General features: G+C 65.1%; 16 protein-coding genes and 2 pseudogenes. 7 read left to right on the forward strand and 11 right to left on the reverse strand.

Features of this window, described 5'->3' with window-relative positions; all coding sequences use genetic code 11:
• The first annotated feature begins 2 nt into the window (after positions 1–2).
• Positions 3–986 carry a DMT family transporter gene (locus AAW51_RS28840; protein ID WP_083438006.1) on the forward strand — a complete coding sequence of 328 codons (984 nt, stop codon included), beginning with the start codon at positions 3–5 and terminating at the stop codon, positions 984–986.
• 361 nt (positions 987–1,347) lie between these two features.
• On the opposite strand, the pseudogene AAW51_RS01990 reads toward AAW51_RS28840, so the two are convergent.
• Positions 1,348–2,113, reverse strand: a pseudogene (locus tag AAW51_RS01990) (PDDEXK nuclease domain-containing protein); the annotation flags it as partial.
• 272 nt (positions 2,114–2,385) lie between these two features.
• On the opposite strand from AAW51_RS01990, the gene AAW51_RS01995 reads away from it, so the two are divergent.
• Complete coding sequence (locus AAW51_RS01995) at positions 2,386–4,026, forward strand: PKD domain-containing protein (RefSeq protein ID WP_157359565.1); 1,641 nt, start codon at positions 2,386–2,388, stop codon at positions 4,024–4,026.
• 341 nt (positions 4,027–4,367) lie between these two features.
• Here AAW51_RS01995 and AAW51_RS02000 read toward each other — a convergent pair whose 3' ends face one another.
• From AAW51_RS02000 to AAW51_RS02020, 5 genes and pseudogenes are all read right to left on the reverse strand, one after another.
• Positions 4,368–5,051, reverse strand: coding sequence for a response regulator (locus tag AAW51_RS02000; RefSeq protein ID WP_047193277.1), 684 nt, complete (start codon positions 5,049–5,051; stop codon positions 4,368–4,370).
• Positions 5,052–5,064: 13 nt separating this feature from the next.
• Positions 5,065–6,300: an EAL domain-containing response regulator gene (locus tag AAW51_RS02005; protein ID WP_238947731.1), complete on the reverse strand. Its 1,236-nt coding sequence runs from the start codon at positions 6,298–6,300 to the stop codon at positions 5,065–5,067.
• A gap of 8 nt (positions 6,301–6,308) precedes the next feature.
• Positions 6,309–6,674: pseudogene (locus AAW51_RS02010) on the reverse strand (chemotaxis protein CheB); the annotation flags it as partial.
• A 201-nt stretch (positions 6,675–6,875) separates the two neighbouring features.
• Positions 6,876–9,029, reverse strand: coding sequence for a chemotaxis protein CheA (locus AAW51_RS02015; protein ID WP_047193280.1), 2,154 nt, complete (start codon positions 9,027–9,029; stop codon positions 6,876–6,878).
• Between the two features lie 11 nt (positions 9,030–9,040).
• Entirely contained in the window at positions 9,041–9,325 is a 285-nt protein-coding gene (locus AAW51_RS02020) for an STAS domain-containing protein (protein ID WP_047193281.1), read from the reverse strand.
• A gap of 411 nt (positions 9,326–9,736) precedes the next feature.
• On the opposite strand from AAW51_RS02020, the gene AAW51_RS27755 reads away from it, so the two are divergent.
• A complete protein-coding gene (locus tag AAW51_RS27755; RefSeq protein ID WP_053013259.1) occupies positions 9,737–12,745 on the forward strand; it encodes a HAMP domain-containing sensor histidine kinase in 3,009 nt (1,002 codons plus the stop codon).
• A gap of 169 nt (positions 12,746–12,914) precedes the next feature.
• Positions 12,915–14,360: a carbohydrate-binding protein gene (locus AAW51_RS02030; protein WP_047193282.1), complete on the forward strand. Its 1,446-nt coding sequence runs from the start codon at positions 12,915–12,917 to the stop codon at positions 14,358–14,360.
• Positions 14,361–14,615: 255 nt separating this feature from the next.
• On the opposite strand, the gene AAW51_RS02035 is transcribed toward AAW51_RS02030, so the two are convergent.
• The 5 genes from AAW51_RS02035 to AAW51_RS02055 form a co-directional block, all read right to left on the reverse strand.
• Positions 14,616–15,392, reverse strand: coding sequence for a carboxymuconolactone decarboxylase family protein (locus AAW51_RS02035; protein ID WP_047193283.1), 777 nt, complete (start codon positions 15,390–15,392; stop codon positions 14,616–14,618).
• A complete protein-coding gene (locus AAW51_RS02040; protein ID WP_047193284.1) occupies positions 15,370–15,861 on the reverse strand; it encodes a (R)-mandelonitrile lyase in 492 nt (163 codons plus the stop codon). Before AAW51_RS02040 ends, AAW51_RS02035 begins: the two co-directional genes overlap by 23 nt.
• Positions 15,862–15,992: 131 nt before the next feature.
• Positions 15,993–16,481 carry a cyclophilin-like fold protein gene (locus AAW51_RS02045; RefSeq protein WP_238947732.1) on the reverse strand — a complete coding sequence of 163 codons (489 nt, stop codon included), beginning with the start codon at positions 16,479–16,481 and terminating at the stop codon, positions 15,993–15,995.
• Complete coding sequence (locus tag AAW51_RS02050) at positions 16,478–17,686, reverse strand: MFS transporter (RefSeq protein WP_047197291.1); 1,209 nt, start codon at positions 17,684–17,686, stop codon at positions 16,478–16,480. Before AAW51_RS02050 ends, AAW51_RS02045 begins: the two co-directional genes overlap by 4 nt.
• A gap of 148 nt (positions 17,687–17,834) precedes the next feature.
• Complete coding sequence (locus tag AAW51_RS02055) at positions 17,835–18,965, reverse strand: alpha/beta hydrolase (RefSeq protein WP_083438008.1); 1,131 nt, start codon at positions 18,963–18,965, stop codon at positions 17,835–17,837.
• Between the two features lie 165 nt (positions 18,966–19,130).
• Here AAW51_RS02055 and AAW51_RS02060 point away from each other — a divergent pair, with 165 nt between their 5' ends.
• From AAW51_RS02060 to AAW51_RS02070, 3 genes are all read left to right on the forward strand, one after another.
• Positions 19,131–20,024 (forward strand): LysR family transcriptional regulator, encoded by an 894-nt coding sequence (locus tag AAW51_RS02060; protein WP_047193287.1) that lies wholly within the window; start codon positions 19,131–19,133, stop codon positions 20,022–20,024.
• A gap of 327 nt (positions 20,025–20,351) precedes the next feature.
• Positions 20,352–21,206, forward strand: a complete 855-nt coding sequence (locus AAW51_RS28845) for a CPBP family intramembrane glutamic endopeptidase (RefSeq protein ID WP_047193288.1) — start codon at positions 20,352–20,354, stop codon at positions 21,204–21,206.
• A 4-nt stretch (positions 21,207–21,210) separates the two neighbouring features.
• A complete protein-coding gene (locus tag AAW51_RS02070) occupies positions 21,211–23,328 on the forward strand; it encodes a TonB-dependent receptor plug domain-containing protein (protein WP_083438010.1) in 2,118 nt (705 codons plus the stop codon).
• Positions 23,329–23,333: the final 5 nt, after the last annotated feature.

The raw sequence follows: 23,333 nt of genomic DNA on the forward strand, positions 1-23,333 counted from the left end.
TCATGTCACAATCCACCTCGGTTGGTAATGCCAGCGAAAATAGATGGGCCAGCTATTTCTGCCTAGCTTTGGCGATGACGCTGACCGGTGTATACGTCAGCGTTTGTAAACCTCTCGGCGCCGCACTGCCTGTTTTTCTTCTGGCATGGCTGAGGTTCTGCATGGCTGCAGTCGCGGTGCTGCCCTGGCTGCGTACAGCGACTGACACTCCGCCGCTATCGCCGAAGTCGAGATGGTTGCTTTTCCTGCAGTCATTCTTCGGCAACTTCCTGTTTACGATCTGCATGGTTTACGGGCTGCGGCTTACCAGCGCTGTTTCTGCTGGTGTCATTCTTGCGTGTATTCCGGCAGCGGTCGCTCTCTTCAGCCGTGTATTCCTGCGTGAGCATGTTTCGCTCAGGATTTGGGTAAGCATAGGCTTGGCGGCCGGAGGCATCGCTCTGCTTTCAATGGCACAGGTGTCCGGCGGGAATAAGGCAGGCGATCCGGCTTCTCGCGAAGAGGTATGGCTTGGCAACTTTCTAGTGCTCATGACAGTGTTCTGTGAGGCCGCTTATGTTGTCATTGGAAAAAAGCTCACTGAGGACATCTCTCCAAAGCGCGTAGCGGCACTCATCAACTTGTGGGGGCTCACACTCTTTACCTTGCCCGGACTCTATGAGGCTATAGGCTTCGACTTTTCGCTGATTACGCCGCGGATATGGAGCCTATTGGTGTTCTATGCGATGTCCGCTAGCGTCATTTGTGTTTGGCTATGGATGACTGGACTAAGGCATGTTCCCGCTGCACAAAGCGGTGTGTTTACCGTATTGTTTCCTGTGGGCACTGTGCTATCCGGCATTCTTTTTCTCGATGAGCGACTGTCAGGCTTGCATTTGGCTGCGTTCGCATTGGCAACTACCGGGCTTTTGCTTGCCACTACGCGCTCTGTCCGATTTTTTCGCGCGGATGATCAGCGAGGCCGCGCAAAGTCGGGAGTTATGTAGACAGCCCTGAGAGGGTGTAGACGAAATCAACCGGGGCGGCCGAGCCTGCTGAGGAGCAGGCGTGCTTCGACCAGCCACGGCCAGGTGACGGAGACAACCCTCCGGGGATTGGCGACGGATCTGCAGCAGCCCGTCAACGCGAAGGCTCGCGAAGAGGCCGCCGCCGCGTAACAGGGCGCGGCCGGTCGCAGTCGGCGGAGGTCGAGGAGGAGACGCAAGAGGCAGATCCGCACGACGGTGTCGCTTCCGAAGTGGCGGAAACTCCAGATGACACCGGCCCGAACGTTACAGATTTCTTCCCAGCGACGGCATGAGCTGTCCTAGTCGAGACACGATCTAACAGATCAACGGCACGGCCAACTCACGTATCGGCGTCGCCCCCGATTCGGTTGCGCGCGCTCTGGATCGCTTCGTGGAGCTTTGCCTCCAGGTCTGCCCGCGGTGGCAGCACCGTCAAGTACTCCGCGACGTGGATCCCGCTCGCACCCAACTCGAGCAGCTCAATTTGGTCCTGCTTCTAGCCTGCGCACAGGATGATGCCAATGGGCGGCTCCTCATGACGCTCCTGCTCATGACGAGCCAGCCATCGCAGGCAAAGCTCCATCTGGCTTTTGTACTCGTGCTTGAACGCCCCGAGTTTGAGCTCGACGGCGACGAGGCGGTTCAGCTTGTGGTTGTAGAAGAGAAGATCCAAGTAGAAGTCGTCGTCGTCAATCTGCAACCGCTTCTGACGTGCGACAAAGGTGAAGCCGGCGCCCATCTCAAGGAGAAACTGCTCCATCTCGCGCAGAATCGCGTCCTCGAGGTCCTTCTCAAGGTAGCGATCACTGAGACCGAGGAAGTCGAGGACGTAGGGGTCCTTCAGCAACAGATCCGGCGCGACTTGCTGATGCTGCCGCAGATCGCTCAGCTCTTGACGGATCGTTTCCTCAGGTTTCCTGGAAAGAGCTGTGCGTTCATAGACCATCGCATTGATGCGCTCGGTCAGCTGCCTCGAGGACCATCGTTCGAGCTGGCACAGGACTGCTGTAGAACTCGCGCTTCAGTGGATCGTCGATGTACATCAATGCCTTGATGTGGGTCCGGCTCAATTCTCTCGGCACTGCGGAGAGAATTTCCTCCGTCGGTGACGTTGGTCCGCTTTTTAGACACACCCGAAACCTAGACTACGTCCTGCTCGTGGGGTGTGCCCACATGGCGAAGATCAGCAATCGCATTTCGAAGGCTCGGCGCCGGTACGCCGCCACCGGCGCAGCGCCCGATGTGAACGCACCGGCCGGCGCTGTGGGCGGAGGCCCCGTCGGCCGGACCGGCAAGAAGGTCCTCGCCTGGCCTTAGAGTCCGTCACCCAAAGGAACTGGTGGCCGGAGTGCGCCCAGATGGCGTATGCTGCCGCCGCTTGTTTCTAAAGGTTGATGCAATGGGGATGGGGCGACTTGGGTCGGTTTTGGTCGTCGTGGCGGGCGTGTTGCTCGGCTGTGGCGGCGGTGGCGGCGGTGACGACAGGTCAGGGGACCGTGCGACGGTGGAGATCAGCATGTCGTCCGGAGCGCGCGCGGTGGCGGGGCGTGAACTCGTGTTCGCTGCCAGCGGCAGCACCGCATCGGGATCACCGGTCACCTTTGAATGGAACTTCGGCGACGGGGCGCCGATGGCAACCGGCGGTCTGGTCCAGCACACTTTTTCTGACCAAGGGCACTACACGGTCACCGTCACGCTGCGCAGCCAAAGCGGGGCGACCGCCGTGGCGCGCCGAGATCTCGATATCGTACTGAACACCGCTCCATCCGACATCGTCATCGAATGGCCGTCGCAAACGATTCCGGCCCATGCCGCTGTCCACTTCGTGGGGCGCGCTATCGATGCTGACGGAGATCCCATCACTTATCGCTGGAACTTCGGCGATGGGCAAACGGCGACGGGGCGTGCGCTCATACATGCGTTCCCCGCTGCCGGCAGCTACAACGTCGTCCTGACGGCCGATGACGGGCACGGGGGGGTGTCTCAGACCGCCGTGCCCGTGAGCGTGGTATCGGCTGCGATGCCGCTACCTGTCCCCGAGGCAAAAACCTGGGCCAAGCACACGACAGGTTTCTCGGGTGCCTTGTACGCCTCTGCCTGGCCAACGCCGACAACAGGCTACGTGGGCGGCGAGTCCGGGACCTTGCTGCGTTCCGAAGATGGAGGGGCGACATGGGTGCCTCGTCCGGTCGGTGCGACGGACGTCACGGTCCGCGCCTTGCACTTTTTCGATGCCGACAACGGACTCGCCGCGACGAGCGGTGGCCACCATGTCGTCTATCACGACAACGGATACACGGTTTATTCAGATTGGGGGCGGCTGCTGAAAACGAGCGACGGCGGCCGTACATGGGTCAATCTCGATGCAGGGTATACCGGTCCTGGCGCCAGCGACTTCCACTTCATCGACCGCTTGAACGGATGGGCTGTCGGGGCGAACGGGTTCATCGCGAAGACGTCCGATGGTGGGCTGACGTGGACGTACCAGCGCAGCGGAACCAAACAGCACCTGCGAAACGTCCAGTTCATCGATGCCTTGCGAGGTTGGGCCATGTCCGAGAAGGACACGGTGCTGCGGACGGTGGATGGCGGAGCCACCTGGACGGCGACCGTGCTGCCCTTTGAGCTGGACTATCTCGATGGCATGTCATTCTCCGATGACCGACACGGATGGGTGGCCGGACACCGAATCTTCATGAGCATCCAATTTCTGTTTCGCACGACTGATGGTGGGGTGACATGGCAGCGCATGCCAGGACCGCCGGACGGCGCCATCCACGACGACGGTCCCTCCGCCGCGTTGGGCGATATTGTGGCAACCGGGCCGAACTCGCTGTACATCCTCGACTTGTCTGGCGATCTGTATGCCACGACGGACGCAGGTGCCTCGTGGAACCTCAAGGCCACGACCAACGCAGCCAACGGCTACGCGATCACCGATCTGACCATCGACACCGCCCGCACCGCACACGCGATCCATTACATAGGGGGCCAGGTCTTCTCCGTCAGCCTCGACTGAGCAGCATCGACGATCGCGTCCGTCCTGTTGAGCACGATCGACGAGCACCACCCCGGTCAAACCATCTGGGTTGACGCTGCCGGACCAAACTAGCGAGCATCGACAGACGGGTTCACCGTCTTGCTTTTACCCACGATTTTTTTACCCACGATTTCGCCTCCTTCTTCTATGAGCGGTTGGCACCGAGCCGCTGAGATCTCCCGGTCAACTCCCGACCGTGGTCCCGTCCGTCCCAGGTGGAGCAAACCGTCGAACACCGACGTTCGCGGCGCTTGTGCTCGCCAAACGGGCATGAGCCGGCGTGACACCTGCCGGCGTATTCGAGGCCACATTCTCCAGATCTAGGTTTCATCGGCGAGGAATGCCGGTCCTCGAGTGCTGGGCGCCACGCCCAGACCTGCGTCTGCCAAGGCGGACTGCAAGGTCTGGATGAAGTGCAGCGGCTCGATCGGTTTGGTGATCAGCCGCACGTCCTGCGGCAGTTCGCCGAGTTTTGCGACCTGCTGTGCGGAGCGTGAAGACACGGCCAGGATGACCGCGGGCCTGTGCTGCGGCGCAACCGAGAGCTGTCGCAGCATCTGGACGCCGTCCATGTGGGGCATCACCACGTCCGTGATGACCACCTGCGGCGCGATCTTGCCAATGAGCAACAGAGCGTCGAAGCCGTTCTCGGCGAGACTCAGCACAGCGCCCGGCAAAGCTTCCTCGACAAGCGCGCTGAGGACGTCTCGGTCGTCGGGGTTGTCGTCGACCACCACGACGTTCAGGCCCGTCGCTGGCGTCGTCATCTCGTCTGCCGCCTTCGTTGGCTTCGGGAGTTCTTCGTCACGCAGCGGTTGCTCACGACTGGCGCTGAAGTTCTTCAAGCTGGCGGCGTCGATGCGGCGGTGGCCGCCGACCGTCTTCCAAGCCTTCAGGTAGCCGAGATCGACCCAGCGTTGCACGGTGGGAATCGAGACGCCGAGCCGTCGGGCGACCTCGGCGGTGGAAAACGACGGAGGGGCGATGCTGGAGGAGGCAGGCATGGGATATCGGAGTCTACTCACGCCTCGGGCGCGACGAGCGGGCGAGGGCGCGCAGGCGGGCCCGGTGTTCGGGTATCCAGGTGAGCAGTTCGGCGGCCGGCATCGGCCTGGCGATGAGATAGCCCTGGGCGACCTCGCAGCCGAGATCGGACAGCAGCTGCCAATCCTCCATGGTTTCCACGCCCTCGGCGACGGTAGTGATTTCCAGGCGCCGGCCCATGTCGAGCGAACTCGTCAGGATTGCACGTCGATTGCGTCGGTCGCACGCCCCGTTGACGAACATGCGGTCGATCTTGACTTCCGTGAAAGGGCTCCGCGCCAGCGTCTGCATCGACGAATAGCCGATGCCGTAGTCGTCCATCGACAGGCCGAAGCCCTTGAGCCCGAGCCGGGCCAGGTTGGCCATGGAGCGGCTGTTCATGATCATCGTCTCGGTCACCTCCCAGATGATCGAGGCCGGCGAGGCGCCGTACCGCGTGACGAGTTCGGTCAATTGGCCAATGAAGCCGGGGTCGGCGAGGTCGTCGGCGGACAGGTTCAGCGACAGCGACAGCGAAGGCTGCGCCTGGGTCCAGACCATCAGGTGCCGCAGGGCCTGCTCGATGATCGACAGCGTGAAGCGCGCCATCAGCGGCGTGCCTTGCATGTGTGGAATGAAGGCTTGCGGACCGAGCAGGCCGTGTCGGGGGTGCTGCCATCGCGCCAGCGCTTCCACGCCCTGCGTCAATCCGGTGCTGACGCTGACCTTGGGCTGGAAGAACGGGATGAATTCGTCGGCGGTCAAAGCGCGGCTGATCTCGTCCGGGCGTGGCTGGAACCGCGGCCGTCCCGGGGCACCGGAGTTGCTCTGGGCATGGTCCAGCAGGCGCGTCAACGCGGCGGCCGTGACCGGCTTGGGCATCGTGCCCAGCAGACGCAGGCGTTCGTCGCCCATGCCCATGCTCTCCACCGTCTCCAGAAGGCGGGGGTCGCGCGCACTGGTGACGATGAGGTTGTCCACCTGGCTGCCTTCGGCCAGGCGGCCGATCAGCTCGATGCCGTCCATGCCGGGCATGTCGACGTCGGTGATGAGGAGAAAGATGCGCCGCTGCGGTTGCTGCTCCAGCAGGCGCAGCGCCTCCAGGCCGTCGGCGGCATCGAGCACCGTGCCGATCCGGAGGTCGCGCACCAGCGACACCAGGTGGCTGCGCTGCACGGCGCTGTCCTCCACGACCAGCGCGACCAGCTGAGCCATCGCGTCGGGGCCCACGCGGGCGATCATGATGGGCCCCGACCGCCGGCGCCACTCGACATCTGCTGCACGATTTTGACCGCGATGGCGCCCAGTGGCAGGCTGCGCTCCACCGCCCCTCGCTCCACCGCCCCTCGCCTGACCGCCTCTTTGGGCATGCCGTAGACGACGCAACTCGGTTTGTCCTGCCCCAGCGTGCGGCCAGGCAGCACGCGATCGTTGTTCACGGCCTCGCGGACCTCGATGTCGCACAGCGTGTTCAGCCGCGTGGCGAAGGCGGTGGTGAACTTCTCCGGCATGTGTTGCACGATGACGAGGCCAGGGCAAACACGGGGCAGGGCCGTCAGCGCCTCTTCCAGCGCCTGGGTGCCACCGGTCGAAGTGCCGCGGGCGTTCGGGTGGCGGGCACCGCGCTGTGTGCAGTGGCGCGGGCCGGGGTTTGAACGAGAGCATTCATGTCAGGTCCCTTTTTGAAAGCACGACGGGTGTTTGTTCCGACTCGGCAGCCGCATCGTTGACCTTGCCGAGCTGCACCAGGGCCACCCTGCGGTCCTCGTACCTTTGCAAGCCAAGGACTGGGTGCGTGGACCGGCTCAGACGGTTTTGTTGCGGGATGGCGCACGCAAGGCGGTGTGATCGGCGATGAGGGCGGGAACGTCGAGGATCAGGGCCGCACCGCCGCTGCCGAGGATGGTGGAGCCGCTGATGCTCTTGACCTGATTGAACACCCGGCTCAGAGGATTGATGACGGTCTGGAACTCGCCCAGCAGCGCGTCCACCGCCAGGCCGACGCGCTGGCCGGCGTGGTCAATCACGACGACGCTTTCGCGGCGGGGCAGCGGGGCGTCAATCTCGAAGTGGTCACGCAGGCGGATCAGCGGCAGCATCTGGCCGCGCAGGTCGCAGTAGGCGTGGCCGGCCTGGGCCGAGGACTCGATGCACTCGTCGATGACGTCCAGTGGCACGACGAACACGGAGGGCCCGACGCCGACGAGGAAGCCGTCGATGATGGCCAGCGTCAGCGGCAGGCGCACGCTGACGGTGGTGCCGCGACCCGGCTCGCTGCGCACGCAGACGCTGCCGCGTAGGCTGGTGATGTTGCGCTTGACGACGTCCATGCCGACACCGCGGCCGGAAAGGCTGGTGATCTGCTCGGCCGTGGAGAAGCCCGGCTCGAAGATCAGCTCGAACACCTCGCTGTCGCTCAGGCGCTGCTTGGCATCGACGAGCCCGCGCTCCATCGCCTTGGCCAGGATGCGCTCTCGGTTCAGGCCGCCGCCGTCGTCGCCGACTTCAATGACGATGCTGCCCGATTCATGAAAGGCGTTCAGGCTGACGACGCCGCGGGCCGGCTTGCCCCGTGCCACGCGCGCTTCGGCCGGTTCGATGCCGTGGTCGATGGCGTTGCGCACGAGGTGCATCAGCGGATCGGCGATCTTCTCGACGACGGTCTTGTCCAGCTCGGCCTCTTCGCCGCTGATGCGCAGCTCGATGTCCTTGCCCAGCTCTCGAGACACGTCGTGCACCACCCGCTCGAAGCGGGTGAACGTGGCGCCGATCTTGACCATGCGCAGCTGCAGGGCGCAGTCGCGCACGTCCTGCACGAGGGCCGACACGCGTGACGTCGCCTCCAGCAGCTCGCCGTGCCTCAGCTGGTGGGCGAGCAGGTCGGCGCCGGCGCCGGCGATGATGAGTTCGCCCACGAGGTTGATGAGATGGTCTAGTTTGTCGGCGTCGATACGCAGGGAGCGGCTTTCACCCTGGCGCGTGGTCTTCTGTTCGAGAAGTGCGGCTTCCTCGACCTCGGGCGCCACGGCCTGCTGGGCCACTGGGATGCTGCCGAGCTTGGGCGGCTGGGGGCTGCTGGCGCCTTCCTGCGCGGCCAGCGCTTCGGCCAGCTCGCGTTGGCTGACGCTGCCGCAGGCCACCAGCATCTCGCCCAGCCGTGCGCCGCCATCGGGCATCGACTGGATCAGCTGCACATAGGCCTCCACGCGGCTGCGCGGCGGCAGCAGGCGCAGGGTGCACTTGTCGCGTACGGACTCGAAGACGTTCTCGATGCTGGCCTTGTCGGCGTCGCTCGCAAAGGCGATCTCGAAGCCGAGGTAGCAGGCCTCGGGGAGCATCGCGTCGGCTGCCGGCAGGCCGTCGGTGATGGTGACGATGGCGACAATGCGGCCCCGCCGCTTCAGCTTGCGCAGGAAGGACAGCGGGTCCAGGCCGAGGCACAGCACGCCGGGGTTGAAGCGCAGCGACAGGTGCCAGTGGCCCTGCGCGTTGCCATCGCCTTCGTCGCGGGCGACGCGCTGGAGCGTCGCTCCGGCCGGCGGCTCGATCACGGCCACCGCCGTCGGGCGCGCGGCCTCGATGTAGCGCTCCAGCCGGGTGACGAGGGCTGCACCGGCGGTGTCGGGTTCCACTGGCGGGCGGCCGGCGCCGATGTCGTCCACCAGCCGCTGCAGGTGGTCGCACGTCGCCAGCATCAGCACGGTGAGTGCCTCGTCGATGACGATGCGGCCGTCGCGCACTTCGTCCAGCAGGCTCTCCACCACGTGCGTGAAGGCGACGACATGGTCCAGCCCCATCAAGCCGGCGGAGCCCTTGATGGTGTGGGCTGCGCGGAAGATGGCGTTCACCGCCTCGCCCCGGTCGGCGCTTTTCGCGAGGCCGAGCAGGGCGGTTTCCATGTCGGCCAGCAGCTCGCGGCACTCGGCGATGAAGGTTTGCAGCGCAGCTTCGAAGTCCATGTCGCTTCCTTTCAGGCCGCGGTGCCGGGCAAGAGCAGCGGGTCGCCGAAATGGCCGGCGGGGTCGAGCAGGTTCAGCACGTCCAGCACCGCCGGGCTGTGCTGGATGAAGCGCAGCGCGCCGCCGCGAGCGGCGGCCTCGCGCTTGGCGAGTATCAGCAGTTGCAGGCCGGCGGTGTCCAGCTCGGCCACGCCCGACAGGTCGAGCTCCGTCTGGCCGTCGGCCACCGCTTGCAGCAGCAGCACCTTGATTTCATGAGCGCGGTAGATGGTCATTTCACCGGTGAGCGTCAGCATGGGGCTTCCTTCGGGGCGGCCGGTCGCCGTGGCCTCAGGGCATCGCCAGCTTCTGCATCGCCCAGCGTGCCCAGCACAGCGGGCGCCGCCACCTGGAAGCGCCGGCCCGGCACGCCGAACGGCGTGGAGCGGAGGTCGGAAAGACAACGGGTCGCTGCCAAGGAGGGTCTCGCTGAGGGTTGAGATCGTGTCAAAGTGGTTTCAGATTATTCACTTTGATCTTTTTATTCAAAAGGGCAATTACCTATGGCGGGTTTCGTGGGGAAAGGGCGTGACGCGATGCACACAAACTGGCAGGCTTAGCGCCGCGAATGCGTGTTTTCACCCCTGATGCCGTCCCCACGCGGGCGCATTCGGCGACGGTTCGGGCACTTTCCAACCTGGTTTGGAGCCGACTGAAGGGCAGCGCTGATGCAGGGTCACAACTACTTCCTGGGCCGACTGCTGGTAGTGGCCGCTGCCGTGGCGCTGCCGCTGCTGGTGCTGCAGGGCCTGACGCTACGGTCACAGGCGCTGCGCGACGAGGCCGACGCCCGTGCGGGCGTGCTGAAACGCTCCGAGGAAGCCGCCCGCAAGGTCGACGAGTCGCTGACACGGGCGAAGCTTCTGCTGCAATTCCTCGCCGCGCGGGACGAACTGAAGCGGGTCGACGGCCCGCGCTGCACGAGCCTTTTGAGCGGGATCACGCGGATCGACCCGGTGATCGCCAACGTGGGTGCCATGGACCTCGCCGGCAATTCGCTGTGCCTGTCCCGGACGTCGCCGAACGCCCATGTCGACTACACCGAGGTCGATTGGTACAAGGCCACCGTGGCGGCCGAAGACACGGTGCTCAGCCCGCCGTTCCAGGGCCGCATCAGCGCGCGGCCGCTGATCAACATGGTGGCGCCGCTGCGCAATGACGACGGCCTGAAGGTGGGCATCTTGGCTGTGGCCATCGACCTGCAGGTGCTGGCTCGCCAGGCGTTGTCGACTCAGGGCATGCCCGACGGCAGCGCCGTCGCGCTGTTCTCGGCCGATCGGATCGTCATCGCCCGGGACCCCGATCTCGCCCGTTTCACGGGCAAGCCCATCACGCCGCGGTGGGCTGAGCAGGCGGAGCGGGCAGGACATGGGACCTTTTTCGGCCGGGGCGCCGAGGGCGTCGAGCGCCTCTACGGCATCGCAAAAGTGCCGCAGTTCGGCTTCCGGGTGAGCGCCGGCGTGCCGTCGGCCGCCGTGTTCCGCGCCAGCCGCGACAGCCTGTTGCGCAGCGTCGCGGCGACCCTCACCGTGGCCCTACTGGCGGGCTTGATCGCCGCGGGCGGCGCGCGCCGCCTCAGTGAGCCGCTGCGCCAGCTGACGCGGCGGGTGCGAGAAATCGGCGCCGGGCAGACCGAACTGCGCGCCGACGAAAGCCAGCCGGGCGAATTCCATGAGCTGGCCGTGGAGTTCAACCGCATGCTGGACGCCAGCCGCGCGGGCGAGGCGGCCCGGCGCGCGCAAGCCGCGGCCGAGGCCGCCAACGAGGCGAAGGGTCAGTTCCTGGCGCACATGAGCCATGAAATCCGCACGCCGCTCAATGCCATCGTGGGTTTGACGCGGCTGGCGCTGCTGACCGAACTCGACAGCCGCCAGCGAGGCTATCTTTCGAACGTCATGGGGGCGGCGGAAACGCTGCTGTCACTCATCGACCAGATCCTGGACTTCTCGAAGATCGAGGCCAACAAGCTCGAGCTGGACCGCAGCGAGTTCCAGGTCGACGAGGTGATCGAGCGCCTGAGGATGTTGCTCGGCGAGCGCGCTCAGCACAAGGGTCTCGATCTGCTGCTGGGCGTGCGCCACGACGTGCCCCGCCAACTGGCGGGTGACGGCAATCGCCTGCTGCAGGTGCTCACCAACCTGTGTGCCAACGCGATCAAGTTCACCGAACGTGGCGAGGTGGTGGTGCGCGTGGAGTGCGTGGAGCGCGCAGACGTGGACGTGGTGCTGCGTTTCTCCGTCCAGGACACGGGCATCGGCCTGACCGAGGAGCAGCAGGAGCGCCTGTTCCAGCCTTTCGTCCAGGCCGACGCGTCCATGACGCGGCTCTATGGCGGCACCGGCCTGGGACTGGCCATCAGCAAACAGCTGGTGGAACTGATGGGGGGCACGATCGGCGTGCAGAGCCGACCGGGGCAGGGCAGTGACTTTCATTTCACTGCGCGGTTTGGACTGCCTGAGGCGAGCACCGCCGTCGCGCCGCTGAGCATCCCTGAACTCGGCCAGCTTCCAGTCATGGTCATCCACGACGGCGGGAACGCTCGCGCCGTCGTCGGCGAGCACGTGCGCCGCCTGGGATGCCGGGTTCGCTGCGCCGCCTCACTCGACGACGCCTGGCCGGACCTGTCAGCAGCCGAGCCGCCGTTCGGCCTGGTGCTCGTTGGCAGCCGGCCCGGCGACCCACGAGCGATGGAGGTCGTCCAGCGCATCCGCCGGCAACTTGGCAGCGAGCGCCAGCCCCGGGTGGTGCTGATGACGACCGAGGACGACCCCGTGCGCCACTCCCCTGCCGCGGCCGGACAAGTCGACGGCTGGGTGACGCCGCCGGTGACGGCCTCCTCCCTTCTCGACACGTTGACCGCGTTGCTGACGCCGGTCCCCGCCGCGGCGCCGATGCCCGAGAACTACGTTGTCGACGCCCTGCGCGGGCGGCGACTGCTGCTGGTCGAAGACAACGAACTCAACCGCATCGTTGCGGGCGAACTGCTGACCACCGTGGCCGGCATGCAGGTCGAGCTGGCCCATAGCGGCCGCCGGGCCCTCGAGATGCTGGAGCAGCAACGTTTTGATGTGGTGCTGATGGATGTGCAGATGCCCGATATCGACGGCTACGAAGCGGCCCGCACCATCCGTCAGCGCCCGGCCCTGGCTGACCTGCCGGTGATCGCGATGACCGCACATGCGACACGCCGCGACCGCGCGCAGTGCTTGGCGGCGGGCATGAACGACTTCATCACCAAGCCGTTCGATCCTCAGGATCTGTTCACCGTGCTGGGGCAGTGGCTTCCCCGGCAACCGCGCGGTGAAGTACTGGACAAGGGTCTGAAGGAGTCCTCGGGCGTGTCGTTCACGCTCGGCCTGCGTCGTTGCGTGGGCAAGCGGGACCTCTACCGGCGCATCGCAGATCGGTTTACGACCACCACACCGGGCCCCATCGAGCAAATCGGCAAGGAAATCGAGGCCGGGCAGCTCCAGCAAGCCGCCAGTCTTGCGCACTCGTTGATCTCGACTGCCGGCACCCTCGGCGCTTCCCGGCTGTCAGAGATCGCCAGGCAGTTGGAAAGGAACCTGGAGGGCGGCCACCCGGCGGACTTTGCCGTTTTGCTGGCCGAGGCGCGGCTCGAATATGCGGAAGTGACGGCGGCTCTGAAGGCGTACCTGGCGGCCAAGCAAGCTTAGGCGTGTCCCGGTCAGGCAGGGCCAAGCAGTCCCCAAAGGGGGCAGCTTTGAAGACGGCCCCTTTCCGTTTGCTGACCCGTGTCATGTGAAACCGGTTCCAAATTGTTGCGCTTAGACACATCAACCTCACGTACGCTCCCGCGCTCGTCCATCGACAGGAGCAGGAGACATGAAACTCAAAAAAGCTTTGCAAAAAACGCTCGTGACGCTGATGGGTCTGGCGCTCTCGCCTCTGGCGATGGCCCAGAGCTGGCAGCTTGTCTGGCAGGACGAATTCAACGGCAGCATCGGTCCGGACTGGGTCTTCGAAACCGGCAATGGCGCGAGCGGTTGGGGCAACAACGAGTGGGAGTACTACCGGCGCGAGAACGCGAGCGTCGAGAACGGCAGTCTGGTGATCACGGCCAAGCGCCAGGACTTTGGCGGATTCCGGTACACCTCGGCTCGGATGAAGACGCAAGGCCACAAGGCCTTCAAGTACGGGCGTGTCGAAGCGCGCATCAAGCTGCCCACTGGCATGGGGCAATGGCCGGCTTTCTGGATGCTGGGAGCCAACCTTCCCAGCGTCGGCTGGCCGGCGTCCGGAGAAATCGACGTGATGGAACACGTCAACACCGACCCGCAGGTGTACGGCACCATCCACTGGCAGGACCACACCGGTAAGTACGCACAGTACGGCGGCCACACCGCTGCCAACGTGACCGACTGGCATGTCTACGCGGTGGAGTGGGATGCCAACGCCATCCGATGGTTCGTCGACAACAACAAGTATCACGAGGTCAACATCCAGAACGGCGTCAACGGCACCGAGGAGTTCCACAGGGACTTCTTCCTTCTGCTGAACTTCGCGATCGGTGGCAACTGGCCCGGCTTCAACATCGACGAGACTCGCCTGCCTGCGAAGATGTATGTCGACTACGTTCGCGTCTACTCCCAGGGAAGCGGCGGTGGCGGAAACAGCGGCGTGGCCACCGCCTACCAACACTGCAACTACGGTGGGTACGGCGTTTCGCTGGCAGAAGGGCGGTATACCCTGTCGCAGTTGCTGGCGATGGGCGCGGCAAACGACGACCTCTCGTCCCTGCGGGTCAAGCCGGGCTATCAGGTGACGCTGTACTCCGACGACAACTTTGGCGGCCGCTCGCTGACGAGAAAGTCTGACTCGGCCTGCCTGGTCAGCAACACCTTCAACGATCAAGCCTCGTCGATCGTCGTCTCCAAAGACGCAGGAAGCGGGTGGACCCATCACGTCGAGGCCGAGAGTTTCACGGCACAAAACGGCATTCAGACCGAAGCTTCCTCCGAAGGTGGCCTGAACGTCGGTTGGCTCGACACCGGTGACTGGTTGGCCTACGGCGCTATCACCTTCCCAACCAGCGGCACCTACCGCGTCGAGTACCGGGTCGCGAGCGGCAGTGGCGGCGGCATGCTATCGCTCGACTTGAACGCAGGCGGCACCGCGCTCGGGCAACTCGCAGTGCCGTCGACCGGCGGTTGGCAGAACTGGACCACGATCTCCCACGTGGTCAACATCAACGCCGGCACCTACAACCCTGGCATCTACGCTGTCCAGGGCGGCTGGAACATCAACTGGGTGAAGTTCACCAAGCTGTGATCCGACGCTCAGCATGAAGGGCTACGGCGGCGCCAGCCCTTCATCCCCTGCATACCTTGTGTCAAGCCGACGTTCAGGGCCTCGACGGTGGCGTTGCTGACGCGGTGCTTGAAGTACGTGAGCGCACGGGTCAAGTGGCGCTCAGAGTCCAGTTGCTTGCGCTCGCTGATGATGTCCTCGGCCGTGCCGCCGGTGGCGGCGCGGCGTGGGAGCTGCCGAACGCGAGCCCGGCCAGCAGCAGAACCGAAAGGGGGCTCATCGATTCGCGTCTGCCAGGTGCTTGTCGATGGCGACGCGCGTCCGCGCCGCCGCTTCGGCGTGGCCCTGCTGGGCCAGCCCGTCGGCGAGCTGTCGCAACTGCGGCGCAGTGAGCCCCACGTTCATGCTGATGCGCACGTGCGACAGCAGCTGCGATTCGACGCCGGACATCGCTGCCAGCGCGCCGACGGTGGCCAGCTCGCGGCTTTGCCAGTCGAAGTTGTCGCGCGCGAAGATGTCACCGAAGAGGTGCGTCTTCAGGTATTCGTCGATCGCGGGAGCGAATTCGAACAGCGCGCCGCGCACAGGCGCGCCGGACAGCTTGGTCTGGTTCGCCGTCCCCAGCGCCAGCAGTTCCTTGCCGGTAGGCACCGGGCCTGGGGCGCGACCGGGTGGATCCTGGAGGCCCCGCTGCTTGCGAGCGTCCACCACCTTCATCAACTCGCCCAGCGCGTTCAGGCTTCGGGGAAAGCCGGCGTAGGCGTAGAGCTGCACGAGGATCTCCTTGGTGTCGCTCACCGTCAGGCCGGCATCCAGGCCATGGTTCAGGGCCTTGTTGAGCCGCGGCAGGTCGCCAACCGCCATGGCTGCGGCGATGGGCGCGATGGCCTGCTGCTTGCGAGAGAGTTCCTGCGTAGTGTTCGCACTGGGTTGCACCTGTGCCGTGGCGGGTGCGGTCACCGTCGTCACCAAGAACGCAGCCGAGATGGCAACTGCTGCCGCCAGGGCGACCAGGCCACGCTTCGGCGCCTTATCGGGCTGTGTATTGTTCATCGCTGACTTTCTCCATCCAGTTCACGTTCTTTCCGTCCGGCGTCGTCCCGGTCACCGCCAGGTGTGACATGGCCGTGGTCGGGCTTGCGCCGTGCCAATGCTTCACCCCGGGTGGGCACCAGACGACGTCGCCAGCACGAATCGTCTGCACGGCCTTGCCCCATTCCTGGGTGAGCCCGACTCCCGATACGACCAGCAGGCGCTGGCCGCTCGGATGGGTATGCCAGTTGGAGCGGGCGCCGGGTTCGAACGTGACCATGCCGCCCGAGGCGTTGATGTGGCGGTCGGCCGGCCACACAGGTTCGACGCGGACGCGACCGGTGAAGAAGTCCGCGGAGCCGACGGTGGCAGCCTGAGCGCCGGCGCGGGTGATCTCCTGCCCGGATGAAGGGGCCGAAGTTTGCGCCCCAGCGCCAGCGACCTGGACCATGGCGGCACAAACGGCCGCCGTGCAGAGGTATCGATTCATCAGGTCTCTCCAAAAGTATGGCGATGCCGGACCTTCACCGTGGGGAGTGGCGCCGGGGAGTGGCGCCGGCCGCTGTCACCAACCTCGAGCGCCGGGCAGGGTCGCGGGACGGTATTGATGGTTGCAGCGTGCTACCTCTTCGTGAACACGATCCGTACCTCTCCCCGGCCCAGCACCTGCGGGAGGGAGGCCGGGTCATCGATGCGGCCCAAGCGTGTGTACGAATAGGGCGAGTCGAACGTCAGGTAGAAGACGACCAGGGTGTCCGCTCCCCAGAGCATGAGGTCGCCATTGCGGATCGTTCCCGGCCTGCTGGTGTCGGCCGGCAGGCCCTTCGGGAGCTTCACGTGCTTTTCATTGCCGTTCAAGTCCGGCATGTCGAGGGTCAGCGGCAGCAAGGCAGCGAAGGCACGCGCGGCTTCGTTGTCGGCGAGCGTGATCGAGAAGCGGCGTTCACCGACCGTCATCCACATGCGTCGCTCCTCGGGTGTGTTCGAGATCCCCGCCGCCGCCGGCGGGACGGCGAACGCATGCACCAGGGCAAGGACGAGCATGGCCGCAGGGGAAGATTTGAGTTTCATGGTCTTGTTCCGCAAAGGATCGGCGGGCAGCGGTTTCAAGCATCCGTCGTGCCACGCGTGCCTCGGGCGCCTTGGAGACGCCTTCCGTTTCCGACCGCGAGCGAGGCCAGCACCAGCAACGCGGTCCCACCGGCGAACGTCGCGGCGATCGAGACGTGGTCCAGCAGGAATCCGCCCAAGGCCGCACCCAGCATGATGGCCAACTGGATCGCCGCCACCATCAGGCCGCCGCCGGCTTCCGGTTCGTCGCTGACGCCGAGGGCCAGCCAGTTCGACCACGTCACCGGAATGGCGGAGTTCAGCGTACCCCAGACAGCCATCGTGCAACCCACGGCCCACAGCAGGTGACCCGTCGGGAGCAGCAGCAAGGTGACGGCGGCGAGCGCCAGGGGCAGCCCTCGCAACATGCGATACAGGTGTCGCGGGACCATGGCCGTGGCCGCATAAGTTCCGGCAAATCCGGCGACGCCCAGGGCCAGCAGCAGCGCCGAGAGCTGCGGCAGGTTTGGGTCCGTCCGGCTTTCCAGGAACGGGCGCAAGTAGGTGAAGGTCGCGAAGGCACCGCCGAAGGTGAGCATGACACCTGCCATGCCCACCGCGACATGGGGTCGCTTCAGCAGTGCGACGACGTGCCGCGCCGGGATAGGGGCCTGCCTCGGGAGTCGCGGAAGGCTGCGCCACTGCCACACCAGGTTGAACGCGGCGAACGGAACGAGTGCCCAGAACACGCCACGCCAGCCGATCACGCCCCCCAGGTAGCTTCCCATCGGGGCGGCCAGGGCCGTGGCCGCGGCGTTACCCATGTACAGGACCCCCAATGCCTTGGGAACGTCAGCCTTGGGCACCAGGCGCATGACGGTCGCGGTCGACAGCGCCCAGAATCCGCCGATCGTGACACCCAGCAGCGCACGGGCGCTCATCAGCGTCGCGAAGTTCGGCGCCAGCGCGATCACGACGAGCGAAGCGAGCATCAGCGCGGTCAGGCTGGCGAGCACCTGTCGGCGGTCGAAGCGGCTTGCGACCGTGGGAACCAAGAGACTGGTGACAACGGCGAACAGGCCGGAGATCGAAATCGCCTGGCCCGCCATCCCGTCCGTCGCAGAGAGATCCCTGGCGATGGGCGTGAGCAGGCTGACCGGCATGAACTCCGAGGCAATCAGAAGCGCCACGCACATCGTCATGGAGCCGACCGCGCTCCAGGCGCGTCGATCGGGGCGGCCAACGCTTATCAGGCTGGTGTTCATGTTCATGCTTGGAAGTTGGTGCAGCGCGCCTGCTCCGGCCGCGCAGGGGCAGGCGGCCTCGGAGCGATGCTCGAAAGCCTCAGGGATGAGGGGGTGTCCTGCGCCGCGTGGTGCCGGGAGCCCGCTCTCGCGGGAGGCCGATCTGGCGCTATCTCAGGCTCTGCTTGAAGAAGGCGTCCAGCCTGTCGAATGGGATCTTCTTCAGGTCGTCATACAGGTCGACGTGATCGGCATCCGGGACGAGGACCAGTTCCTTCGGGTTGGATGCCGCCTTGTACACGTCTTCAGAGTAGTAGCGCGAGTGCGCATTCGCGCCATGCACGAGCATGATCGGGCGAGGCGCGATCATGTCGATGTTCGCTGCCATCGGAAACTCGAAGAACGAGACCGGCGTTGTGGCCGTCCACGCCGTGGTGGAGTTGATGGACCTGGCGTGGAAGCCGCGCGGCGTCCGGTAGTAGTTGAAGAACGCCGTCAGGACCGGGTCCGCATCGGCCGGCAGTCTCTCTGGAAGCACGCGGGTGCCCTTGACGATCTGTCCATTGCTGTCGAACGGAACTTCGTGGTAGCCCAGCGCGTACGTGCCGGTCTCGGCATCCGCCCAGCGCTGCTGGCTCAAATGGTCGATCACCTTGTGGCGTTGCTCTAGCGTATAGCTGTTCTTGTAGCTGCGGCTCATGCTGCGCGACATGTCGTACATCGAAGCCGTCGCCACTGCTTTGATCCGGGAATCGCCGGTGGCCGCGGTCAGCGCCATCCCGCTCAGGCCGCAGATCCCGACCGCACCGACGCGATCGCGGTCGACGTCACGAAGCAAGCCGACGTGATCGACGGCGGCGCTGAAGTCCTCGGTGAAGAATTCGGCCGAGGCCACGTTGCGCACCTCACCTCCGCTCTCGCCGGTGAAGGACGGGTCGAACGCCAGGGTGACAAAACCTCGCTCAGCGAGCGTTTGGGCGTAAAGGCCCGACACCTGCTCCTTCACGGCACCGAACGGGCCACTGACCACCAGCGCCGGCAGCTTCTCGCTACCACGATTGCGCGGCCTGTACAGGTCAGCAGCAAGGGTGATCCCGAACCGGTTCTTGAACGTCACCTTCTGATGAGCCACCTGGGGACTCTGTGGGAAGGTCTTGTCCCATTGTGTGGTCAATGCCATGTTGCTGTTGGATCGGTTGAGGGGAGTTGCCGCGGCAGCGGGCGCTCCCAACAAGGGAGCGGTTCCGAGGGCGAGGCCAGCTTGCAGCGTCCTGCGACGCGAGACATTCGAGAGCGGCATGTGGTTTCCTTTCCATCGTCGAGGGACATGCCCCTTGCGTCTGTCTATTGCGGGGCGACTGTCTTCGGCTATGGGTGGCAGTTTGCCCACCGCTCGCGTGCATGACTAGATAATGAATGCTGAAAACGTCTAGTAGGCAGGCTAATCAATCTGAGGGCAAACCGCATGGCCAGGAGGAACCTGAATGATCTGTTCGGCTTCGTGACCGTCGCCCGCGAGGGCAGTTTCACGCGCGCCGCCGCGAGCCTGGGCGTCACCCAATCGGCGCTGAGCCAGTCCATCCGTGGACTGGAGGAGCGTCTGCAGATCCGGCTGCTGACGCGGACGACGCGCAGCGTGGCCACGACGGCCGCGGGCGAACGACTGATGCGGGCCATCGGACACCGCTTCGACGAGATCGAATCCGAACTCGAGGCATTGACCGCATTGCGGGACAAGCCGGCGGGCACGGTACGCATCACCTGCGGCGATCACGTGCTGCACAGCCTGCTGCTGCCCAAGCTTGCGTCGGTGCTGCGCGAGTACCCGGAGATCACGCTCGAGTTCGACGTGAACTACGGCTTTCGCGACATCGTGGCGGACCGCTTTGACGCCGGTGTGCGGATGGGAAACACCATCGACAAGGACATGATCGCTGTCCCGATAGGGCCGTCGCTGCGGATGGCCGTGGTCGCTTCGCCGCGCTATTTCGCCGAGCATCCGCCTCCGAAGATGCCTCAGGACCTCACCGCGCATCGCTGCATCAATCAGCGCATGCTGACCTCGGGTGGCCTGTACGTCTGGGACTTCGAACGGCGGGGCCGTAAGGTGAACGTGCGCGTCGACGGGCCCCTGATCTTCAACACGTCGCCGCCGCAGGTGGACGCTGCCCTCGCCGGTCTCGGGATCGCCCTGCTGCCTGAAGACGAAGTCATGTCGCACATCGTCGCCGGGCGGCTGTTCCGCGTGCTGGAAGACTGGTGCCCGAAGTTTGCTGGCTACCACCTCTACTACCCGAGCCGGCGACAACCTTCTCCTGCCTTTTCCCTTGTGGTCGAGGCGCTGCGCTTGCGCCCCTGATCTCGAGGGCAACGAAGCGAGCACAGAAGGAAGCTCGCCTTGCTAGGCCATGGCAAGCATTCCTGCTATCTCTGACAGATGCGACATGGTATCGATGTCAGAACAATGGCGGGCCCGACAGTAACGAGAGGACTTGCGCGACGCCAGGCTTCGGAGAACGCCGCCCGCGCTACGAAAACACATGGTGTCAGCATCAAGACCGGGCGCGAAGCACGGCGAGAGTTCGTGCACGCGCACCGCCAGGACACGCAACGGTATTGCCCTGCCTCCTTGGCCTACGCGTTCAGTGAAGCCGACGTCTGCTCTTCCCAAGCGTGGGGCGCGGCAATGACGGTCTCCCTTCCGCTTCTCGGGCTGGCCATCGTTGCCGTTTGGCTTCCGAAACAGCTCACCGGCATCCCGCTCTGGCTCCCGCTCTTCGCCGCTGCGGTCGTCAGCGGCGTCTTCGAAGGGGTCCTGGGGGCACCGGCTGTTGTCGCGTTGGTTGCACTTTCAGCCGCAACACTTGCTGCTCAGCGCGTCAGCAGGCGGGCCGTTGCAGTGGCGCTGCAGATCCTCGTGGCGCTCGGTGCACTGGCGCTCGCCATGCATGCCATCCCGGGCTTCAATAATCCGGTGTTGGCCGATCAGGTTCGCATCAGTCCAGATGCCGCACCGTACACGTTGCGAGCCAACTTCGACAAGGGAACTGCAGGACTTTTGCTGCTGGTGTTGTTCACCACCCCGATCGCCTCGCTCGAACAGTGGCGCCGGGTCCTGCCGCCGACGCTGCTTGGAGCCGTCGCCACCGCCTCCATCGTGATCGGCATCGCGCTCGTGATCGGTTATGTACGCCCCGACGCCAAGGTGCCCGAGATGGCACCCTACTTCCTGGCGATCAACCTGCTGTTCACCTGCATCCCGGAAGAGGCGTTTTTCCGTGGCCTCCTGCAGGAGCGCATCAGCAGCAGCAGGCTGGGGCAGGCTGCCGGTGTTTGGCTGCCCGTCGCAGCTTCAACGCTGTTGTTCGGCGTGGTTCACTTTGGCGGCGGCCCGGTTTTCCTCGCGCTGGCCACCGTGGCCGGCCTCGGCTATTCCTTGGCGTATCAAGTCACTCGCCGGATTGAAGTCGCCATCCTGGTCCACTTCGGTGTCAACGCGATCCACTTCTTCGGCTTCACCTACCCCTATCTGGGCCGGTGACTCGATGCGCTCCCCAGTCTTGAGCCTCGTGGCGCTGCTGTTGGGCGCCGCACGGTTTTCATATGCGCAATCATGGATGCCGGGTTTGGAGGTCGGCGATGGTCAACTGCCGGTCGTGATCACGCCCACGCGTCTTCGGCAGTCGCTCTCCGACGTGCCGGCCAGCGTCACGGTGATCACGGACGCGATGCTCGCGCGGTACGGCATCACGAGCATCCCGGATGCGTTGCGGCTGGTGCCCGGCATGGCGGTGACCCAGGCGGCGGGGAACGACTACCGCATCAACTACCACGGCACCAATATCCTGGTGCCGCGGCGCCTGAACGTGCTGATCGACGGTGTGTCGCAATACCGTCCGGCCGCATCGCGCGTCGACTGGAAGCTGCTGCCCGTCGACATTGAAGACGTCGCGCGCATCGAGGTGACGCGCAGCCCGAGTTCCGCAAGTTACGGACCGAACTCGATGATGGCGGTCGTCAACATCATCACGAAGCACCCTCGCGACGTGGAACGTTTCGGAATCTTCACGACCTTTGGCAGTCAAGACACCCGCAAGGCGCTGGCTCGCCTCGGCGCCACCTTCGGCAACTCCGCCTTGCGGCTGTCGGTCAGCGATGAGAGAGATGGCGGCTACGACGAGTTGTCGCGTGATCCGCAAGCGCACGATGGCACGCGGCTCAAGCGCCTCAGCGTACGCTCGGTGACCGATTTCGATGCCGACCACTCGCTTGACTTGCATTGGTCCTACGTGGCGGGCACTCTGGAAACCCCTTGGGTCGACGCCTCGCAAGTCACCTATCCCGACCAGAAGCTGCACGACTACGAGGTGGGCGGCACTTGGACCCGACGCTTCAGTCCAGCCCATGAGTTGCAGGTGCGGGCCTACCGGACGCAGCATCGGCTGCGCCAATCGTGGACCACGTGTTACGCGCGTGGCCTGTTCCTGCCGGAGATCTACGCGCTGTGGCGGGTCGACCCTGCCTATGTCGAAGCGCTCATTGCCGGCCGTGTCCCGGTGGGCCGTACGCCGGCCGACAGTGCCGCCATCAATGCCGCTGCCGGTGCGGTGCAACGATTGGGCGCGCAGGCGCTGGTGCCGACCTGTGTCCAGCCCAACCAGGACCTGGTGGAGACGCGCAACGATATCGAGCTGCAGAACACCTACGCACCGTCCGAGCACTTCCGCTTGGTCGCCGGTCTCGGCGCGCGCGAGCAACAAGGCGAGAGCGACACCTGGCTGGACGGCACGGTGTCCAACATGTTGTACCGGGCGTTCGCCAGCGCGGAATACCGGCCTTGGGCGCACGTGCTGTTCAACCTCGGCGGATACGCTGAGCGGGACAAGCTGGGCGGCTCCACCTTCTCCCCTCGCGCTGCGGTCAACGTGCAGGTCTCGCCGCATCAAACCGTACGAGCCGCTTGGTCAAAAGGGACGCGGGCGCCCGACATCCAGGAGCAACGTGTCAACTGGTCCTACAAGGTCCACCTCGACCCACCACTCAACGGCCGGTCGGACGCACGCTTCTATCAGAGCGCCGTCGCTCCCGGCGACCTGAGCAGCGAGCGCATCGAGTCCCGAGAGCTGGGCTACATCCTGAACCAACCCAAACTGGGGCTGATCCTGGACGTCAAGCTCTTTGACGACAAGCTCACCCACCTGATATCCGAGAAGCCCCAGGTGGCGCACTTCGCGCCCACCAACGATCACGAGGTGCGCCTGACGGGCGCTGAGTTGCAAAGCAGCATCGAGCTGTCGCCGTCGCTCGGCGCATTTCTCAACTACGCCTATCTTGCCAATCGGGACGCCAGCCTCGAGACCGAGCGGTCGCAGTATTCGCGCCACAGCGGCGCGGCCGGCATTTCGGCGGCGGGGGGCGGCTGGCGCTGGTCGCTCGCCTACTACGGCGCGTCAGGCAACGGCGTCGGCGAGAGCCGGTACGGGCGCACCGATGTTTTGCTCGCGCGCGCCTTCACGCTCCGAGACACCAGCTGGACGGCATCCCTGCGCCTGAGCCGGCTCGACGCCCGGCGGCTGACCTACTATGACGAGTCCGGCCTCTACCCGCACGCACGTTATGAGGATCGACTGAGCCTCTTCGGCCAGTTGAGCGTTCGCTACTGAAGCCG

This window comes from Caldimonas brevitalea (genome assembly GCF_001017435.1).
Lineage (GTDB): Bacteria > Pseudomonadota > Gammaproteobacteria > Burkholderiales > Burkholderiaceae_C > Caldimonas > Caldimonas brevitalea.

Excerpts from the sequence above, each read along its gene's own strand:
- AAW51_RS02015 (WP_047193280.1), bottom strand. The coding sequence starts at position 9,029 with ATGGACTTCGAAGCTGCGCTGCAAACCTTCATCGCCGAGTGCCGCGAG.
- AAW51_RS27755 (WP_053013259.1), top strand. The coding sequence starts at position 9,737 with ATGCAGGGTCACAACTACTTCCTGGGCCGACTGCTGGTAGTGGCCGCT.
- AAW51_RS02000 (WP_047193277.1), bottom strand. The coding sequence starts at position 5,051 with ATGCCTGCCTCCTCCAGCATCGCCCCTCCGTCGTTTTCCACCGCCGAG.
- AAW51_RS28840 (WP_083438006.1), top strand. The coding sequence starts at position 3 with ATGTCACAATCCACCTCGGTTGGTAATGCCAGCGAAAATAGATGGGCC.
- AAW51_RS02055 (WP_083438008.1), bottom strand. The coding sequence starts at position 18,965 with ATGCCGCTCTCGAATGTCTCGCGTCGCAGGACGCTGCAAGCTGGCCTC.
- AAW51_RS02070 (WP_083438010.1), top strand. The coding sequence starts at position 21,211 with ATGCGCTCCCCAGTCTTGAGCCTCGTGGCGCTGCTGTTGGGCGCCGCA.
- AAW51_RS02060 (WP_047193287.1), top strand. The coding sequence starts at position 19,131 with ATGGCCAGGAGGAACCTGAATGATCTGTTCGGCTTCGTGACCGTCGCC.
- AAW51_RS02020 (WP_047193281.1), bottom strand. The coding sequence starts at position 9,325 with ATGCTGACGCTCACCGGTGAAATGACCATCTACCGCGCTCATGAAATC.
- AAW51_RS02050 (WP_047197291.1), bottom strand. The coding sequence starts at position 17,686 with ATGAACACCAGCCTGATAAGCGTTGGCCGCCCCGATCGACGCGCCTGG.
- AAW51_RS02040 (WP_047193284.1), bottom strand. The coding sequence starts at position 15,861 with ATGAATCGATACCTCTGCACGGCGGCCGTTTGTGCCGCCATGGTCCAG.
- AAW51_RS02035 (WP_047193283.1), bottom strand. The coding sequence starts at position 15,392 with ATGAACAATACACAGCCCGATAAGGCGCCGAAGCGTGGCCTGGTCGCC.
- AAW51_RS28845 (WP_047193288.1), top strand. The coding sequence starts at position 20,352 with ATGACGGTCTCCCTTCCGCTTCTCGGGCTGGCCATCGTTGCCGTTTGG.
- AAW51_RS02030 (WP_047193282.1), top strand. The coding sequence starts at position 12,915 with ATGAAACTCAAAAAAGCTTTGCAAAAAACGCTCGTGACGCTGATGGGT.